This is a genomic window from Kribbella sp. NPDC026611, from assembly GCF_040638345.1.
Taxonomy (GTDB): domain Bacteria; phylum Actinomycetota; class Actinomycetes; order Propionibacteriales; family Kribbellaceae; genus Kribbella.
On sequence record NZ_JBEZYC010000001.1, the window covers coordinates 1183499 to 1199775 of the forward strand.

At 69.2% G+C, this 16277-nt stretch carries 17 protein-coding genes; 13 read left to right on the top strand and 4 right to left on the bottom strand.

The annotated features are described in order from the left end of the window. Nucleotides 1–28: 28 nt before the first annotated feature. Genes AB0E69_RS05930 through AB0E69_RS05945 form a run of 4 tightly spaced genes read right to left on the bottom strand, consistent with a single transcriptional unit; the run spans nucleotide 29 to nucleotide 2720 of the window. On the bottom strand, nucleotides 29–697 hold the full coding sequence (locus AB0E69_RS05930) for a pentapeptide repeat-containing protein (RefSeq protein ID WP_360140173.1): 669 nt from the start codon (nucleotides 695–697) through the stop codon (nucleotides 29–31). Further along, the gene (locus AB0E69_RS05935) at nucleotides 694–1527 is read right to left on the bottom strand and encodes an ROK family protein (protein WP_360140176.1); all 834 of its coding nucleotides are present in this window, start codon (nucleotides 1525–1527) and stop codon (nucleotides 694–696) included. Before AB0E69_RS05935 ends, AB0E69_RS05930 begins: the two co-directional genes overlap by 4 nt. Before the next feature lie 21 nt (nucleotides 1528–1548). After that, nucleotides 1549–2202 carry a hypothetical protein gene (locus tag AB0E69_RS05940; RefSeq protein WP_360140179.1) on the bottom strand — a complete coding sequence of 218 codons (654 nt, stop codon included), beginning with the start codon at nucleotides 2200–2202 and terminating at the stop codon, nucleotides 1549–1551. Then, complete coding sequence (locus tag AB0E69_RS05945) at nucleotides 2199–2720, bottom strand: SigE family RNA polymerase sigma factor (RefSeq protein WP_360140182.1); 522 nt, start codon at nucleotides 2718–2720, stop codon at nucleotides 2199–2201. Before AB0E69_RS05945 ends, AB0E69_RS05940 begins: the two co-directional genes overlap by 4 nt. A 77-nt stretch (nucleotides 2721–2797) precedes the next feature. On the opposite strand from AB0E69_RS05945, the gene AB0E69_RS05950 reads away from it, so the two are divergent. The 13 genes from AB0E69_RS05950 (at nucleotide 2798) to AB0E69_RS06010 (ending at nucleotide 16275) form a co-directional block, all read left to right on the top strand. Further along, on the top strand, nucleotides 2798–3631 hold the full coding sequence (locus tag AB0E69_RS05950) for an alpha/beta hydrolase (RefSeq protein ID WP_360140185.1): 834 nt from the start codon (nucleotides 2798–2800) through the stop codon (nucleotides 3629–3631). A gap of 40 nt (nucleotides 3632–3671) precedes the next feature. After that, nucleotides 3672–4208 carry a hypothetical protein gene (locus tag AB0E69_RS05955; RefSeq protein ID WP_360140188.1) on the top strand — a complete coding sequence of 179 codons (537 nt, stop codon included), beginning with the start codon at nucleotides 3672–3674 and terminating at the stop codon, nucleotides 4206–4208. A 47-nt stretch (nucleotides 4209–4255) separates the two neighbouring features. Next, complete coding sequence (locus AB0E69_RS05960) at nucleotides 4256–4984, top strand: YcnI family protein (protein WP_360140191.1); 729 nt, start codon at nucleotides 4256–4258, stop codon at nucleotides 4982–4984. Between the two features lie 2 nt (nucleotides 4985–4986). Beyond that, nucleotides 4987–5499, top strand: a complete 513-nt coding sequence (locus AB0E69_RS05965) for a copper resistance CopC family protein (RefSeq protein WP_360140194.1) — start codon at nucleotides 4987–4989, stop codon at nucleotides 5497–5499. Nucleotides 5500–5669: 170 nt separating this feature from the next. After that, nucleotides 5670–6605 carry a CopD family protein gene (locus tag AB0E69_RS05970; RefSeq protein ID WP_360140197.1) on the top strand — a complete coding sequence of 312 codons (936 nt, stop codon included), beginning with the start codon at nucleotides 5670–5672 and terminating at the stop codon, nucleotides 6603–6605. Between the two features lie 43 nt (nucleotides 6606–6648). After that, entirely contained in the window at nucleotides 6649–7131 is a 483-nt protein-coding gene (locus AB0E69_RS05975; RefSeq protein WP_360140200.1) for a MarR family winged helix-turn-helix transcriptional regulator, read from the top strand. Nucleotides 7132–8452: 1321 nt separating this feature from the next. After that, nucleotides 8453–9949: an ABC transporter substrate-binding protein gene (locus AB0E69_RS05980; protein WP_360140203.1), complete on the top strand. Its 1497-nt coding sequence runs from the start codon at nucleotides 8453–8455 to the stop codon at nucleotides 9947–9949. Next, nucleotides 9950–10888: an ABC transporter permease gene (locus AB0E69_RS05985; protein WP_360140206.1), complete on the top strand. Its 939-nt coding sequence runs from the start codon at nucleotides 9950–9952 to the stop codon at nucleotides 10886–10888. 41 nt (nucleotides 10889–10929) lie between these two features. Further along, complete coding sequence (locus tag AB0E69_RS05990) at nucleotides 10930–11688, top strand: ABC transporter permease subunit (protein WP_360140209.1); 759 nt, start codon at nucleotides 10930–10932, stop codon at nucleotides 11686–11688. Then, on the top strand, nucleotides 11685–13205 hold the full coding sequence (locus AB0E69_RS05995) for an ATP-binding cassette domain-containing protein (protein ID WP_360140212.1): 1521 nt from the start codon (nucleotides 11685–11687) through the stop codon (nucleotides 13203–13205). The genes AB0E69_RS05990 and AB0E69_RS05995 overlap by 4 nt, the downstream gene beginning before the upstream one ends. Then, entirely contained in the window at nucleotides 13202–14260 is a 1059-nt protein-coding gene (locus AB0E69_RS06000; RefSeq protein WP_360140215.1) for a pyridoxal-phosphate dependent enzyme, read from the top strand. The genes AB0E69_RS05995 and AB0E69_RS06000 overlap by 4 nt, the downstream gene beginning before the upstream one ends. A 21-nt stretch (nucleotides 14261–14281) precedes the next feature. After that, complete coding sequence (locus AB0E69_RS06005) at nucleotides 14282–15067, top strand: DUF364 domain-containing protein (protein ID WP_360140218.1); 786 nt, start codon at nucleotides 14282–14284, stop codon at nucleotides 15065–15067. Continuing rightward, a complete protein-coding gene (locus tag AB0E69_RS06010) occupies nucleotides 15064–16275 on the top strand; it encodes an MFS transporter (RefSeq protein ID WP_360140221.1) in 1212 nt (403 codons plus the stop codon). The genes AB0E69_RS06005 and AB0E69_RS06010 overlap by 4 nt, the downstream gene beginning before the upstream one ends. Nucleotides 16276–16277: the final 2 nt, after the last annotated feature.

Genomic DNA, 16277 nt, shown 5'->3' on the forward strand with positions numbered 1-16277 from the left:
GGCCCGGTCCGGTCCCGCGTGGGCAGGGTCACGCTCCGTCGAGGTCGTCCGGGTGCGCGAGCGTGATTCCGGTGGCGGTGGTCACCGCACTGGCGAAGGTGAGGGTGTCGATCGGGCTCGCCGACGCCACGGTCGCGCCGGCCAGCGAGGCCAGGCCCTTGGCGCTGTCCCAGGTGCAGTCGATGAAGACCGCTTTCGACGCCTTGACCTGGGAGAACTCGGCGCCGGACAGGTCGCAGCGGCGGAACACCGTGCCGGACAGGTCCGCGGAGACGAAGTCGGCGTTCTGCAGGCGGCAGTCGGCGAGCTCGACCTTCTGGAACTTCGCGAACCGGAAGCTGGCGAAGTCGAGGACGCTGTCGCGGATCGTCCCGTGCTGGATGCTCATGCCGGGGCCGGCGAACCCGGTCAGCCGGGACGAGGTGATCGCCAGCCGGGTGACCGCGGCGTCGGACCAGCGGGCGTTTGCTACGTCGCACTGGTTCAGCTCGGTGTCGACGAGGATGAGCTTGTCCAGGTCGGTGCCGGCGAGCTTGCAGCGGGTCAGGCGGCAGCCACTGATCTCGACATGCTCGGCTTCCACGTCGCTCAGATCCGCGTCGTCCATCGCGAGGTCGAGGAGGCGTTCTTCGTCCTCGAAGTCGTCCGGGGTCGCGGTGTCCAGGGTCGACCGCAGGCGCGGTGCGGCGATCTTCATGAGCGGAGGTAGTGGGCCGCGGCGCCGATGAGGGCTGACTTCTCGGTGTCCTTGGTGGCGGCGACCGGGGTGTGGAAGCACGAATCCACCAGATCGAAGGCTCCCGAGATCGAGCCACCCAGGACTGTTTTGGTGACACCAAAAGCGTCCACCCAGGGCCGGAGGGCGTCAGCCAGGTTGGTGAACGCGGTCAGGAGGACCGTGCGGGCGGTGGTGTCGCCGGTGCGGGCTGCGTCGGCGATCTCCTTGACGCCCGGGGCTTCCGCGCCGGTGGCTTCGGCGTACGCGCGGAGGATGGCGCGGGCGGAGATCGAGTCCTCGAGCGGCTTTCCGGCGTACGTCGTCTTGTAGAGCTCGCCGCCCGGCGGGACGGTGTCACCCTCGCGGACCACGCGGCCGTCGGCGAGGAACGCCGTACCGATGCCGGTGCCGATCGTGACGCCGAGGCAGCGTTCGACGCCGCGGACCTCGCCCGCGGTCCACTCGCCGACCGCGAACGCCTCCGCGTCGTTCACGAACACGAGCCGTTCGATGCCGAGCTCGTCGCTCAGCGCCTGGCCGAGATTGAACCCGTACAGCTGGTCGAACTTGCCCTGCCCGCGGTACCAGGCCACCCCGGTGGCGAAATCGAACGGACCGGGCAGCGCGATCGCCAGGCCGGTTGCCAACGGCAACTTCCGGGCCGCGGCCGCGAGCTGCTCGACGACCGCCTCCGCCGCGAGCTGCGACTCCAGCTCGGCGCGCTCCACGACGGACACTTCCCACTCGCCGGGCGCAACCAGCGCCGCCGTCACGTGGCTGCCCCCGACCTCCAGTACCGGCACATGCATCCGCCCATCATCCACTACCGGTCACCAGGTGCCGTGGCCGATGAGCATTCCCGACTGGGTGCGGATCTCGACCGTGGCCGTCGGCGTGGCTCCCGGCCACCGGACCGGGTCGACGTGCCGGTAGATGTAGAAGCCGTTCTTCACCTCGGCGTTGCCGGCTTGCTCGAGGCCGGTCTGCACCGTCACCGTCACGTCGCTGCTGGGCGCCGGACCGAACACCGTCGTCATGCTGCTGGTGTCGTTGATCGGACTCTTGCGGAGCAGGATGCCGCCGCGGTTGCCGAGTGGGGCGTACGGCGCGGAGGACGGCTGCGAGACGCAGAACGCGTACTGCCCGCCGGAGCGCCGGACGCTGGCGCTGCCGTACTTGTCCTTGACCTCTGCCAGCACCTCCCATGACCAGGCGCCCTTGATCGCCCGGCCGGTCGACACCGTGCAGAGCCGGTAGTCCGACGGCCTGCCGGCCACCGAGACGTCGCCGGCGCCAGATAGCTTGACCGCGGTCAGGCCACCGGCCGCGGTACCGAGAACGACGGCCACAGTCATCAGCGCGCCGGTGATCCGGCGCCGGCGCTGCCGGACCCGCGCGGTGGCGACCAGGGACGCGGCGTCGGGGACGAAGACGTCGGGCCGGGTGCTGGCGCGGTCCATCAGGTTCTTCAGCTCGTTGGTCATGCCAGCTCCCCGACGGTCAGCGCGGCCAGCGCGGGGTGGTTGCGGAGCTTCTCGAGCGCGCGGAGGGTCTGGCTCTTGACCGTGCCCGGGCGGCACTCGAGGACGGCGGCGGTCTCGTCGACGGAGAGCTCGTCGAAGTACCGCAGGACGACGCAGGCGCGCATCCGGGGCGGGAGCTCGGCGAGCGCCTGGGTGATCACGATGCGGTTCTCCAGGACGGCCAGCGGGTCGGACGAATCCGCCTCGCCGGTGAAGTGCTCCTCGGCGCTGACGACCTCGTGCGCGGACTTGCGGCGCAGGCCGTCGAGCGTGGTGGAGACCACCACCTTCCGCGCGTACGCCGCGACCGAACCCTTGCGCTGGATCCGGCCCCAGATCCGGTACAGCCGGATCAGCGCCTCCTGCGTCGAGTCCTCGGCCCGGCGCCAGTCACCGCACAGCAGGTAGGCGGTCCGGCACAGAGCGTTAGCGTGGTGGGTCACGAAGTCCACGTAGTCGCGCTCCGTGTCCGGTTTCACCCGCGCTCCTCCCAGGGGTCTCGTGGGAAACGTGGTCGGTGAAGCGTTTGGTTGCACGATGGGGGAGACTTTTTTTCGTGCCTGAATTCATCGTCGACGACGTCAGGGTCAGCTATCACGTGCACGGCAGCGGTCCGGTCTGCCTGGCGCACCCTGGTGGACCCGGCGTGCACTGGCCGTACCTGCGGATGCCGGAGCTCGAGCAGCAGTTGACGATGGTCTACCTCGAGCCGGTCGGGACCGGTGCCTCGGACCTGCGGCCCGATGGCGACTACTCGATGGAGAACTACGCTGCCTACGTCGCAGCGCTGATCCGGCACCTGGGCGAAGAGCGGGTCTTCCTGCTCGGCCACTCGCACGGCGGGTTTGTCGCGCTCCAGACCTCGTTGGACCATGCGGACCTGCTGCGCGGCGTGATCGTCTACGACTCGATGGCCTTCAATGGGCCGGAGCTCGGCGAGCAGGCGTTCAAGAACATCGAGGCGTACGTCGCCGCGCGGCCGGCCGGCGACCCGCTCGCGGCGCAGGTGCTGGCGGCGTGGAAGTCCGAGCCGTCGGGTCGTGAGGAGGAGCTGGAGATGCTCCAGCGCCTGCTTCCGGTGTACTTCAAGGACTTCGAGGCGGTCGCACCTCGGTTGCAGGAGTGGATGAAGACCGTGGACATCACGGTCGACCCGAACCGGCAGCCGGCGTTGTGGGACATCCGGCCGCGGCTCGGGGAGATCGGCGTACCCACGCTGGTGATCGTCGGGACGGCGGACTTCATCTGCCCGGAGAACTCGGCGCGCGAGCTGGCCGACGGGATTCCGGGTGCTTCGCTCGTGGTGCTGCCGGAGAGCGGTCATTTCGGGCACGTCGAGGAGCCGGAGGCCTTCCGGGACGCAGTACTGCGGTTTGTGGCGGAACACTGAGCTGCGCTTGTCCGTAGAGTGACTGAGCGAGGGGATCGAGATGCCGACCGAGAGCAGGGCCACCTCCGCGGTCGCGGCGCTGAGCGTCGTGATGGCGGTAGTTGGTCATGCGCTCGCGGGCGGCGCGGTCCCGTGGTGGGCCGTCTCTCCTTTGCTCGCGCTCGCTGCGGTGTGCTGGCTGCTGGGGGAGTACCTGGCCGGTGAGCGGCTGCTGATGGTGTTCGTGCTGGGGTGCATCCAGCTGTTCGTGCACGTTTCCTTGGATGCGGTGCATCCGGCGATGCACGACTCGATGGGGATGTCGCTGGGGATCGGTGGCAGTTTGGTGATGACCGCTGCGCACCTTTCGGTCTTACTGGCTGGGGTATTGGCGGTCGGTCAGGCTCATCGGTGGGTCGGCCGGGTGGTGCGGTTGCTGGCTCGGTTCCTTCCGCGGCTGCCCTGGTTGCGGCCGGTGCTGGTGCATGGGCCGGTCGCGGTGGGGTTCTCCGAGCCTTGCGTACTGCGTGGGGCTCGGCTCGGGTCGAGCGTGTCGGGGCGTGGGCCTCCCGGCGTACGAGTGGTCGCAGCTGTCTGAACCGGCGCGGTTTGCCGGACTACTCGTATGCCTGTGGAAGGTTCTCTATGCCCAAGAGATTTGTCCTGCGGGCGGGCGCGATCGTTGCCGCGTCCGCACTTGTCCTGATCGGCGCGGCCGGCGCCGCGTCGGCCCATGTCACGGTGTCGTCGCCGGACGCCAAGCCGGGTGGGTACGCGAAGCTGGTGTTCCGCGTGCCGACCGAGTCCGACAACACCAGTACTACGAAGCTGGTCGTCTCGTTGCCCAAGGACCATCCGTTCGCGCACGTGGGTGCGCAGGTGAAGGACGGGTGGAAGGTCGAGAAGAAGGAAGAGAAGCTGGCGGCGCCGGTCAAGGTCGGCGACGTGACGCTGACGAAGGCGATCACCACGGTGACGTGGACGGCTGTCGCCGGCGGGATTCCGCCGAACGACTTCGACGAGTTCTCGTTGTCGGTGGGGAAGTTGCCCGAGGGGGTCGATGCCTTGAGCTTCCCGGCCGATCAGACGTACAGCGACGGGTCGGTGGTGAAGTGGGAAGAGGTCGCAACGGCCGGTGCTGAGGAGCCGGAGCATCCGGCGCCTACGTTGAAGCTGGCCGCGGCTGTGACGCCGGCGGCGGCTACCACGTCGGTGTCGTCTTCGGACTCGGTGGCGCGGTGGCTTGGTGGGGGTGGGTTGCTGGTTGGGCTGCTCGGGCTCGCCTTTGGGCTGCGGCCTCGTAAGGCAGCTGCCGCGCAGGTTGCTTCCGAGCCGGACGCTTCCGAGCCGGTTGGTTCGGGGTCGGGGAAGTAGTTGTGCGCAGGTTGATTGCGGTTCTGGTGGCGTCGCTGCTCGCGCTGGTGGTCTCCACCGGCGTGGCGGCGGCGCACGCCAAGCTCGAGTCGATGACGCCGGCGGACGGTTCGTCGATGGCGGCCCCGCCGTCGAAGGTGATCCTGACCTTCAACGAACCGATCGGCAGCAACGGGACGCAGGTCCAGGTGAAGTCACCCAGTGGGGTGAACGTGGCCAGCGGCAACGTCCAGGTCGTCGACAACACGGTCACCCAGCCGGTCGGCGCGATGATCGAGGCCGGCCGGTACCAGGTCGAGGCCCGCGTGGTCTCCGCGGACGGCCACCCGATCACCATCTCCGGATCCTTCACGGTGACCCACGCCGGCCACCCTGCCAACGCCCCCGCCGGCACGACACCCCAAGCAACGTCGGACGACTCCAACGTCGTCACCATCGTGGCGATGTGCCTGGTCATGCTCGTGGTCGTAGCCCTCGCCATCGTCATAGTCCGCCGCCGCCCCGCCGCCCGATGACCAACAAACCCAACCACTCCACACCCGCCGGCCACCCCGGCGAGCCCGTTGCCGCGGCGTCAGTGGAGCGGTCGGCGGTGGACGCCGGTCCGTCGGGGGAGGGGATTGGGTCCGGTGGGCGGTTCCGTGGGCTGGTTCGGCTTGGGATTGTTGCCTCTGGGCTTGTGGTGATGGTGGTTGCATTGCTCGCGGGTGGGGGTGCGCCGAAGCGGGCTTCGGACGGGTTGCTCGGCGCGGGGCTCGGCATCTCGTGGGCGCTTCCGGTGCTGCGGATCCTCGCTGACGGAGCTGCCGTCGTGACGGGCGGCGCATTGGTGGCAGTGGTGCTTTTCCTGCCCGCCAAGGACGGGAAGCTAGGTGCCAAAGCGCTCCGGGCTTGTCAGGACGCTGCGTTGGCCGCCGGGGTGTGGGCGGTGGCGAGTATCGGCGGGCTGATCGCAACTGCGACCGTCATCCTCGGCATCCCGCTCTCACATCTGGCCGAACACGCGGCACCGGCCGGTCAGCTCACGCAAGTGCGCGCGCTGGCGGCTGCCGTCGTACTGACCGCAGTACTGGCTGTTGTGCTGAGCGGCGTACGCACCCTCCGAGGCGCGCGGTGGGCCGCGGCGCTGACCGTGGCTGCGCTGACCGGCCCCCTGCTCACCGGCCACGGCGCGATCGACCGGACCAGCTTCTGGTCGGTCCTCGCGACCACCTCCCTCGTCGTACACGTCGTCGCCGCAACCGCCTGGGTCGGCGGGCTGGGCGCAGTACTGCGGTATGCCCGTTCGCGTGCGGCTGTTGAGGTATTCAGCACGCTGGCGCTCGGATGCGCGGTGGCGATGGGGGTCACCGGGCTCCTGACCGCGGAGATCCACCTGGGTGGGCGGGACGAAGGCTGGGGCCTGATCACGCAGTGGGTGACGACCCCGTACGGCGCTCTCGTGTTCGCGAAGACGATCGCGTTCGCGGCGCTGGTCGCGGTCGGCTGGTGGCACCGCCGTACGACCCTCCCCGAACTCGCCACCGGCAACCCGGCCGCCTTCCGCCGCCTCGCCGCCGTCGAGCTCCTGCTGATGGCCGGCACGATCGGCCTCGCCGTTGCCCTGTCGCGCACACCGTAAAACGAGTTGGTGACATGTCAACAGATATCCGTACACTGAGGTGGTGACGGAGACGCAATGGCTCGACGAGCGTGAGGCGGGACTCTGGGAGTCGTACCGCGAGACGTACCGCGAGCTGATGCGCGCGCTCGAGTCGCGCCTGATCACCAACTCAGGCCTGTCCGGCGCCGACTACGCGCTCCTGCATCCCCTGTCCGTGGCCGAAGACGGCGTACTCCGCACCCGCGACCTGGGCCGCTCCGTCGGCTGGGAACGCAGCCGCCTCTCCCACCAGGTCAGCCGCATGGAAAAACGCGGCCTGGTAACCCGAGAAGACTGCCCCTCAGACGCCCGCGGCTCCATGGTCCGCATCACCCCCCTAGGCCGCAAAGCCATCGAAGCCGCGGCGCCTGATCACGTGACGGCCGTCCGCACCTTCTTCTTCGACCATCTCACCCCGGCCGAGGTAGACCAACTCACCACCCTCCTGACCCGCATAACCACCCACCTCCCGACCACCTGCACCACGTCGGACTGCGACGAATAACCACCCCACGCGTGCCCCCACGTGCCCCACGCGTGCTCCGCGGTCGCTCTGTCGTCGCTGCGCTCCTCCGCCGCGGCCGCTACGCGCGCTCCCACCCACCCTCCGGCTTAACGCCGGCTTCCTGCCGGGCTAGCGCCGGCGTGCTGCCAGCTGCCGCTGCCTTGTTGCGGGCCGCCGCCCGCATATTCGCGGCTGGCGCCGCGGGCTGCTCGCTGCCGCTCGCGGGTGACTACCCCGGGCGGGCGCACTACTTGTCGTACTCGTGGTGAGTGGTGCTGGTGGTAGTCCCATCGCGGTGCTACGCACGGCTCCTTCGTCGCCGCACTACGCGCCGCCCCACCCACCCTGTTTCTCGGGGCTGCCGCCCCGGTGCATCCGGCGAGTGCCCGGGGCTCGCTCGCTGCGCTCGCGGACTTCCGGCTGGCGCCGGGGTTCGCGGCTGGCGCCGTGGAGTTGCTCGCTGCCGCTCGCGGTGACTGCCTCGGGCGGTGTCCTTCGTATGCGACCAGGTGATGACGGGTGTGGACGACGGATTCGGCAGACCAGAGCTGGGGCGGGAGGCGAGGTGGTTGGTGGGGTTCTTCAGCGGTCTACAGGAGACGCCGCCACTGAAGTGTGAGGGCACCCGATCTGCGGAACATAAGTGTCACCAGGTGGCATTTATGTTCCGGAGATCTGAGGTCCTCGGCAGGAGGAACGGTGGACCCGGCGGCGCGAACGGTTGATCGAGCTGCGCCGGCCGGGGCAGATGTTCAGGTAGCCGGCCGGCCCGCGGCTGTCACCTGCGAGCGTCAGCGGGCAACCCCGCGGCGGCAGCCGCGAACCCGCGAGCGGTAGCGCGCAACCCGCGAGCGAAGCGAACAACCCGCGAGCGTAGCGAGCAGAACCCGGCGCCAACCGGAAGCACCCGGGGCACTCGCCCCGAACAGACGGGTGGGTGGGGCGGCGTGTAGCACCGCGATGGGACTACCAGCAGGACCACGCACCAGCAGTCAGACCAGGTAGTGCGTGAGCCCGCGGTAGTCACCCGCGAGCGCCAGCTCGCAACATGCCGGCGCTAAGCCGGGGGAGGTGGGAGCGGCGCGGAGCACGGCGACGAAGGAGCGGCGCGTAGCACTGCGTTGGGGCGGCGGAGGAGGAGTCGGGCGTAGCACCGCGTTGGGTGGTTGGTGGTGGGACACGCCGTTACGGAGCGCAGTCGGTCGGTGGCGTGGAGAGAATGAAGATCGCCTCCGGATGCGCGCTGGAGTTGACAATCGTTTTCACTAAGGTGAGGATGTGGCGCGTGGGCGATGGGGTGAGTCGGCGTGGGTTTCTTGGGATGGCTGGTGGGATGGGGCTGGCCGTGGCCGCCGGGTGTGGGGTGGACGGGGGTGCGGTGGGGCGGCCGGTGCAGGGTGGGCGGTTGCGGGCGGTTTATGCGGGGGGCGGCGCCAAGGAGGTGCTGGATCCGCATGTGCAGAGCTTGTTCGTGGATATTGCCCGGCACAAGGCGGTGTACGAGAAGCTGGTGGAGTTGGGGCCGGATCTGACGCCGGTGGGGCGGTTGGCTTCGGCGTGGGAGCACGACAGCACTGCCACGAGCTGGCGGTTCAAGCTGAGGGACGCGACCTTTCACGACGGGTCCAGGCTCACTACCGATGACGTGCTCTACAGCTTGGCCCGGATCGTCGACCCTGCGGCGCCGGAGCGGGTGGCGCAGGCCGGTCTCGCGACGCTGGATCTCAAGAGGTCGCGGGCGATTGATGCGCGGACGGTCGAGTTGGTGCTGACGGCACCTAATGCCGAGTTCCCTGCCCTGCTGGCCGGCATCGGTACGCAGATCGTCAAGAACGGATTCAAGGATCCGGCCAAACCAATCGGCACCGGCGCTTTCAAGTTCCAGTCCTTCGAGCCAGGCAGGTCAATGGTCGCGACCCGGTACGGCGAGTACTGGGACGAGCCCGCGCGGATCGAGGAGCTGCACATCCTCTCCGCCGACTCCGAGGCCCGGGCGAATGCGGTCCAAGGAGGGCAAGCGGAGTACGCCAACGACATGACCGCGACGTTCGCCCGTACGGCGGAGGCCGGCAAGGCGGTCCGGATCGTTGCCGCGAAGGCGAGCACGATGCAGGCGTTCGTGATGAAGGTGGATCAGCCGCCGTTCGACAATCCCGACGTACGGCTCGCGTTCAAGCTGCTCGCCGATCGGCAACGACTGGTGGACGTGGTGCTCGCCGGAAAAGGGGAGGTGGGCAACGACCTGTTCGGCAAGGGGTACCAGTACTACCCGGCCGATCTCCCGCAGCGGGAACGCGATGTCGACCAGGCGAAGGCACTGCTGACCAAGGCCGGTCTGTACGGCAAGGAGATCGAGCTGTTCACGGCCGATGCGTCGGCCGGGTTCGTCGAGGCGGCGACGTTGTTCGCGGAGCAAGCGGTCGAGGCGGGCGTCCGGCTCAAGGTGACGACGGGAAGCCCGCAGACCTACGCCAAGGACCTGCTCACGAAAGGTGTCATCGGCAACCACCGCTCCGGCGCGATGCCAATTCCGCAGTACGTCACCGACAGGCTCCTCACGACTTCGCCGTTCAACGTCACGCACTGGCGGCGCCCGGAGTTCGATGCCGGGTTCGCGGCGGCGCGGGCGGTGACGGACGAGGCTGACCGGTCGAAGCGGTACGGCCTACTCCAGAAGTCGCTCCGGGACGAGGGCGGCATCCTCGCGTGGGGCCTGCCGGACTACCTGGTCGCGGTCGCGTCGACGCTACAGGGTGTGCAGGCGGTGCCGCCGAACACGCTGGACTCGGGCCGGTTCGACAAGGTGTGGCTGGCCTGAATGCGGAGGTACGCCGTCCAGCGGGCGCTGCTCGCGGTCGTACAACTCGTCGTGCTCTCGGTCCTGGTGTTTGTCCTCACGTCGTTGCTGCCCGGTGACGCCGCGGACCTGCGGTTCACCGAGACCCTGACGCCCGAGCAGGTCGCACGATTGAGGCAACAGCTCGGCCTGGACCAGCCGGCGGTGGAACGGTTCGGTCACTGGCTGGGCAACGTGCTGACGGGCGACCTCGGTACGTCGTTGATCAGCGGCGGACCGGTGGCCGACATCGTCAAGAGCTCGGTGGGGGCGACACTCGTGCTGACCCTGGCGACGCTGGTGGTCGTCGTACCGTCGGCCGTTGCCCTCGGCATCATCATGGGGACGCGCGAGAACGGGCGGATCGATCGCGCGATCACCTCGATCACGCTCGCGCTGTCGGCGATCCCGGACTTCGTGATCGCGGTCGTCCTGGTGGCGGTGTTTTCGCTCAAGCTCGGCTGGCTGCCGGCGACGTGGATCGGCGGCAGTCTGTTGGCATCACCCGCATTGCTGGTGCTGCCGGTCGCGGTACTGCTCGGTCGGACGGTCTGTCTGCTCTCACGGCAGGTCCGGGCGGGGACAGTCGCGGCGTTGCATGCGGAGTACGTCGTCCAGGCGCGGCGGCTCGGCGTACCGCGTCGGCAACTGCTGCTGCGGCATGTGCTCCCGAATGCGGCCGTCCCGGGTGTCCAGGAGCTCGCGCGGACCGGCGACACGCTCCTCGGCGGGGTGCTCGTGGTGGAGGCGATCTTCGCGATCCCGGGCTTTGCGACGGCGCTGATCGACGGAGTGGAGACGCGCGACGTGCCGGTCGTGCAGGCGTTGACGTTGGTGCTTGCGGTGGCGGCGCTGCTGATCAACCTGACGGCTGACCTGGTGTGCAACCGCCTGGTCCCGCGGACGGAACTCCTGCGATGAGGCGAAAGGACTGGCTCGCTACGGTTGGGCGCAGGCTGCCGGTGGGCTCAGCAGCGGTGCTCGTGGCCGTACCGCTGCTCGTCGCGGTCGTGGGTCCGTTGGTCGAGCGGCCCATCAAGCCGGGGTTGCCGTACTCCGGAGACGGCGTGCTGGGAACCGATGGGTTGGGGCGGGACGTGCTCTCCCTGGCGTTGGTGGGCGGGCGGACGGCATTGGGGATGGCACTAGGAGCGGTCGCGATCGCCTATCTCGTGGGTGGGTCCATCGGCTTGGTGGCGGCGTCGACGAGACATCGTTGGTTGGACGAAGGGTTGATCCGGCCGCTGGACGTATTGCTGCCGCTCCCGTCCCTACTGGTGATCAGCGTCGTCGCCGTCGGCTGGCGAGCATCGGCCCTCGCCATCACGCTCGCCGTGGCGATGGTCAACGTGCCGACGGTCGCCCGGCTGGTCCGCGCCGCCGCGTTGACTGCGGCCAGCAGTCCCGTGGTCGAAGCGCTGCGGATGCAGCGCGAGTCGTGGTTCGCGATCCAGCTGGGGTACGTCGGGCGCTCGGTCCTCGGCCCGGTCGCGGCGGACCTTGGTACCCGGATCACCCTCGCCGTGTTCCTCGTTGCCTCAGTCAACTTTCTCGGCCTGGGACTGAGCCCGACGGCGGCCGACTGGGCGGTGACCGTGTCGCGGAACCGCGAAGGTCTGCTCCTCCAGCCATGGTCAGTACTGGCGCCCGCGTTGCTGCTGGTGTCCTTCACGCTCGGGTTCAACCTGCTGGCCGACAGGCTGGTGGCGAAGACGCGATGAACCCACTCGCAACAGTCGCGGACCTCGGAGCCACGGCGGGTCACACAATCCTCGTCGACGGCGTGTCGTTCGAGGTGTACGCCGGGGAGGTGACGGCGCTCGTCGGCGCGTCCGGGTCGGGGAAGACGACATCCGCGCTGGCACTCCTCGGACAAGCCGGCGACGGAGTGACGCTGACCGGACGGGTCGAGGTCGCCGGTCAGCTGGTTGTCGATGGCAACGGACCGACGACGGCGGACGTGCGTGGGCGGGTGGTCGCGTACATGCCGCAGCACCCGGGCAGCGCGCTCAACCCGGCGCGCAGGATCGGTACGACGTTGCGCGAGCTGGAGAAGCTCCATCGCGGCGATGTCGACGAGGCGGTCCGGGCTGCACAACTACCTCGCACCACACTAAGGCGGTTTCCGCATCAGTTTTCGGGTGGGCAGCGGCAGCGGGTCGCGTTGGCGCAGGCGTTGACGTGCCGGCCGAATGTTCTGGTGCTGGACGAACCCAGTACCGGGTTGGACTCGATCACCCGCCTGCAACTGATCCACGAGCTGCGTGCGCTGGCAGCGACTGGACTTGGGATTTTGTTGCTGAGTCACGATCTCGGGTTGGTGCGCGCGCTCGCTGGGCGCGTCGTGATCCTCGATGCGGGGCGGGTGGTCGCGTCCGGCGGTGTCGACGTACTCCCGGCGGCGCCGGAAATGCCAGACCGGGGAACCACTACCGCCGGACGTCCGTTGCTAGAGGCAATGAGCCTCTCTGCCTCGCTGCGGCCGCGCGGCCGGGACGTCGTGCTCGAAAACGTCGACCTCAGCGTGCGCGCCGGTACCTGCCTCGGCATCGTGGGCCGGTCCGGCAGCGGCAAGACCACCCTGGCCCGCTGCCTCGCCGGCCTCCACGAGCGCCACACCGGCCGTCTCCTCCTGGACGACGTACCGCTCCCGGTCCTGAGACGAAGGGCCCGCGAGCAGAACCGTCGCGTGCAGTACGTCTGGCAGGAAGTCCGCGGCTCCTTCGACGAACGCCGTCCGGTCGACGAGCAAGTCGCCCGTACCGCGCAACGTCTCCGCGGCCTCCCGCCCGCACAAGCTCACGAAGAAGCACAAGCCACCCTCGCCCGTCTGGGCGTCGCCGCGGTGACCGCCGCCCGACCGCCGAGTCGCCTCTCCGGTGGCGAGCTGCAGCGCGCGGCCCTCGCCCGGGCCGTCCTCGCGCACCCCGACGTACTGATCGCCGACGAGATCACTACCGCTCTCGACGACCACGGTACGGCGCTCGTCGTCGACCTGCTGGCTGAGCTGAAGGACCGCGGCACCGCGCTGATCTGGATCGGCCACGACCTCGGCCTGGTCGCGTCCGTCGCAGACGAGGTGCTCGTGCTCGACGCCGGCCGCGTCGTCGAGCAGGGCCCGCCCGCCACCCTCACCACCGACCCGCGGCACCCGCTCACCCAAGCCCTGGTCGCGGCCGCAACCCCCCACTCTCCGCCCGTGGTATCCATCGACACAAGGAGCGAACCGCGCCGATGACGCGACTGCACGACCACCTGGCGGAGGCGATCAAGGACCCGGACCCGATCCGGGTCCGGTCCGAGGCCGGCGACGACCTGATCTGCCTGCGGTTCGAGACCATGAAGGTGTACTCCGCGCTCGGCGCCGTACGCCACCTGCTGGAGACCGGGACGGTCCGCCCTGGTGACACGCTGATCGACAGCTCGAGCGGGATCTACGCGCACGCGCTTGCGCTGGCCTGCCACCGGTACGGGATGAAGTGCTACATCGTCGGCTCGATGACCGTCGACCGGACGCTGAGGATCCAGCTCGAGATCCTCGGCGCGACGGTCGAGCAGGTGCCGTCGTCGAACAACCTCCAGCTCGACCAGAACCTCCGGGTCCGGCGGATCGGCGAGATCCTCCGTGACAACCCGTCGTACCACTGGATGCAGCAGTACCACGACGAGATCCACTACCTCGGGTACGCCGCGGTGGCCGATCTGGTCGCGGAACTCGTGCCGGTAGGACCGCTGTGCCTGGTCGGCGGGGTCGGGACCGGGGCGTCGACCGGCGCGATCGCGGAGTACCTGCGGGACCGCGGGCGGGACGTGAACCTCGTCGGCGTCCAGCCGTTCGGGAGCGTGACCTTCGGGGCCGGGCATACGCAGGACCCGGACATGATCATCGCCGGGATCGGCAGCTCGATCGAGTTCCGCAACGTCCGGCACGAGCTGTACGACCGGCTGCACTGGATCTCGTTCGACTACGCGATGTCCGCGGCGGTCGACCTACTCCGGACCTCTGGCGTCTTCGCCGGACTCTCCGCCGGGGCGGCGTACCTCTCGGCGCTGTGGGAACACAGCTGCGACCGCGACCGGCGACACGTCTTCCTCGCCGCGGACACCGGCACGCGGTACGTCGACTCCGCCTTCACCCGCCACGCCGAGGCCCGGCCGATGGCGTCGATGCGCCCACAGGAGATCGGCTCCCTGGACGAGCTCGCGGTCCCGTGGTCGGCGATGTCCTGGGACCGCCGTACCTCGGCGCTGGATCGGCGCGCCGCGATTCCATCTGCGACTCCGTCGCATTAACCTGGTCCCTGTGAGGATGCCATGATAGTTGCCGAGCTGACCGCCTCCGTACTCAGTGGCTTCCCATCGCCTGCAGACTTCGACGTGACGAGTGCGTTCTGGTTGCATCACACGACTCGGTTGCCGGGGGCCGACGTGACCTACCGCAACTACTACGTGCTGGTGCGGGTGGGCGAGGCGTTCGGTGCCTGCTCGTTCGAGGCGGGTGAACTGGACCCGTCGTGCTGCGCCGACACCTCAGGCCGGAATCTTAAGGACCTCCTGACGTCCAATCTGCCGCTGCCCATCAGGATCGCCGCACTGGACGCCTACCTGGCAGCCGTCGAACCGCATCACAGCTCACCCGACGCCGAAGAGGTCGTGCTGCCCGCGGGCCCGCCGGATGTCCGCGCGCGAGCCCGGGACGAAGCGGTCGCCGGGCTCATCAACGTTGCTAACGGCACCAAAGTTGCGTTGATCGGAGTGGTGAACCCGCTCGTTGACGCGATCACCGCCCGCGGCGGGGTCTGCCTGCCCTGTGACTTCAACCTCGAGCGCACCGCGTCCGGGATCCCGGTGCGCAAGGACCTGCTCGAGGTCGTGGCCGAAGCGGACGCCGTGGTCGCAACTGGTATGACACTGTCGAACGGCTCCTTCGACACCTTGCTGGAGTGCGGAAAGCCGCTGGCGATCTATGCCCAGACCGGCAGCGCCGTCGCCCGTGCCTTTCTCGGCGCCGGTGTCACTGCGCTCTCCGCCGAACCGTTCCCCTTCTCCCAGTTCAGCTCCCGCCCGAGCAGCCTCTACCGCTACCGGACGGAGACATGACGGCATCAGTCACGGAGGTTCCCGGCGACCTGCGGATGGCGCGGCGGTTGTGGCCGTTCCTGCTCGCCTCGACCGTGAGTCTGATCCCGTTCACGGTGTTCGGGATGTACCTGGTCCCGATCGCCGACGCGGCCGGCGGCAGCGTCGCCGAGATCGGCGGTCTGCGCGGTCTCGGCGGCCTCGCCGCGCTGGCGGTCGGCGTACTCGTCGCACCGCTGGTCGACCGGGTCGCGCGGGAGCTCGTCGCGGCCGGTGGCCTCGCGCTGCTGGGGTTGTCCGCCGCTTTGGGTGCCCTGGGCAACGTATTTGCGATCGCGACCTTCTGCCTGCTGATCGGCGCCTCGACCTCGATCCTCGCGCCGTCGATCGGTGCCGCTGCGGCGGACCGCTTCACTACGCCCGCTGCCGCCGGCCGGGCGGCAACGTTGGTGTCGGCAACGACCTCCGCGATGGCGATGCTCGCGGCGCCGGTGCTCGCCGTACCGGGCCTGCTCTGGGGCTGGCGTGGCAACCTGCTCGCGGCGTCCGCGATCTCCCTGACGCTGTCGGCAGCGTTCTTCTACCGGGGGCGAGGTAGGACCGGGACCAACACCACCCGCGTCAGCTACCTGGCGACGTACCGCGAGCTCGCCCGTGTCCCCGCGGCGCTGCCGCTGCTCGCTGTCGCGATGCTCCGGACCGCCGCGTTCATGGGCTACCTCGCCTACCTCGCCGCCTTCTACGACGAGAAGTTCGACCTGGCTCCCGGGTGGTTCGCGCTGGTTTGGTCGCTCAGCGGAGCCTCGTTCTTCGTCGGCAACCTGGTATCCGGCCGCTTCCTGGCCGTCGAGCACGCGCGGATCATTCCGCAGAAACTCCTGCTCACCGGCCTCACCACGGCCCTCCTCGCCATCGCGGCGTTCTACTTCTCGCCGTCACTCCCGCTGACCTTGGGCCTGACCGCCGTCATGGGCGCCAGCCACGCCACCGTCGCCGCCTGCGTCACCACTCTGCTGGTCCGCCGCAGCGGCGACCTCCGCGGCTCGGCCCTCAGCCTGAACGCTGCCGGCATGTCCCTCGGCACCTTCTTGGGTGCCGCGATCGGCGGCGTGGGGCTGGCTCTCGGCGGTTATCCAGGCGTCGCGCTCACCTTCAGCACGATCACCGCTGTGGCGGTTCTCTGCGCCCTTCGAGTGCACCGCGGGCACAGTAGGCTGCGCCGGTCATAGGT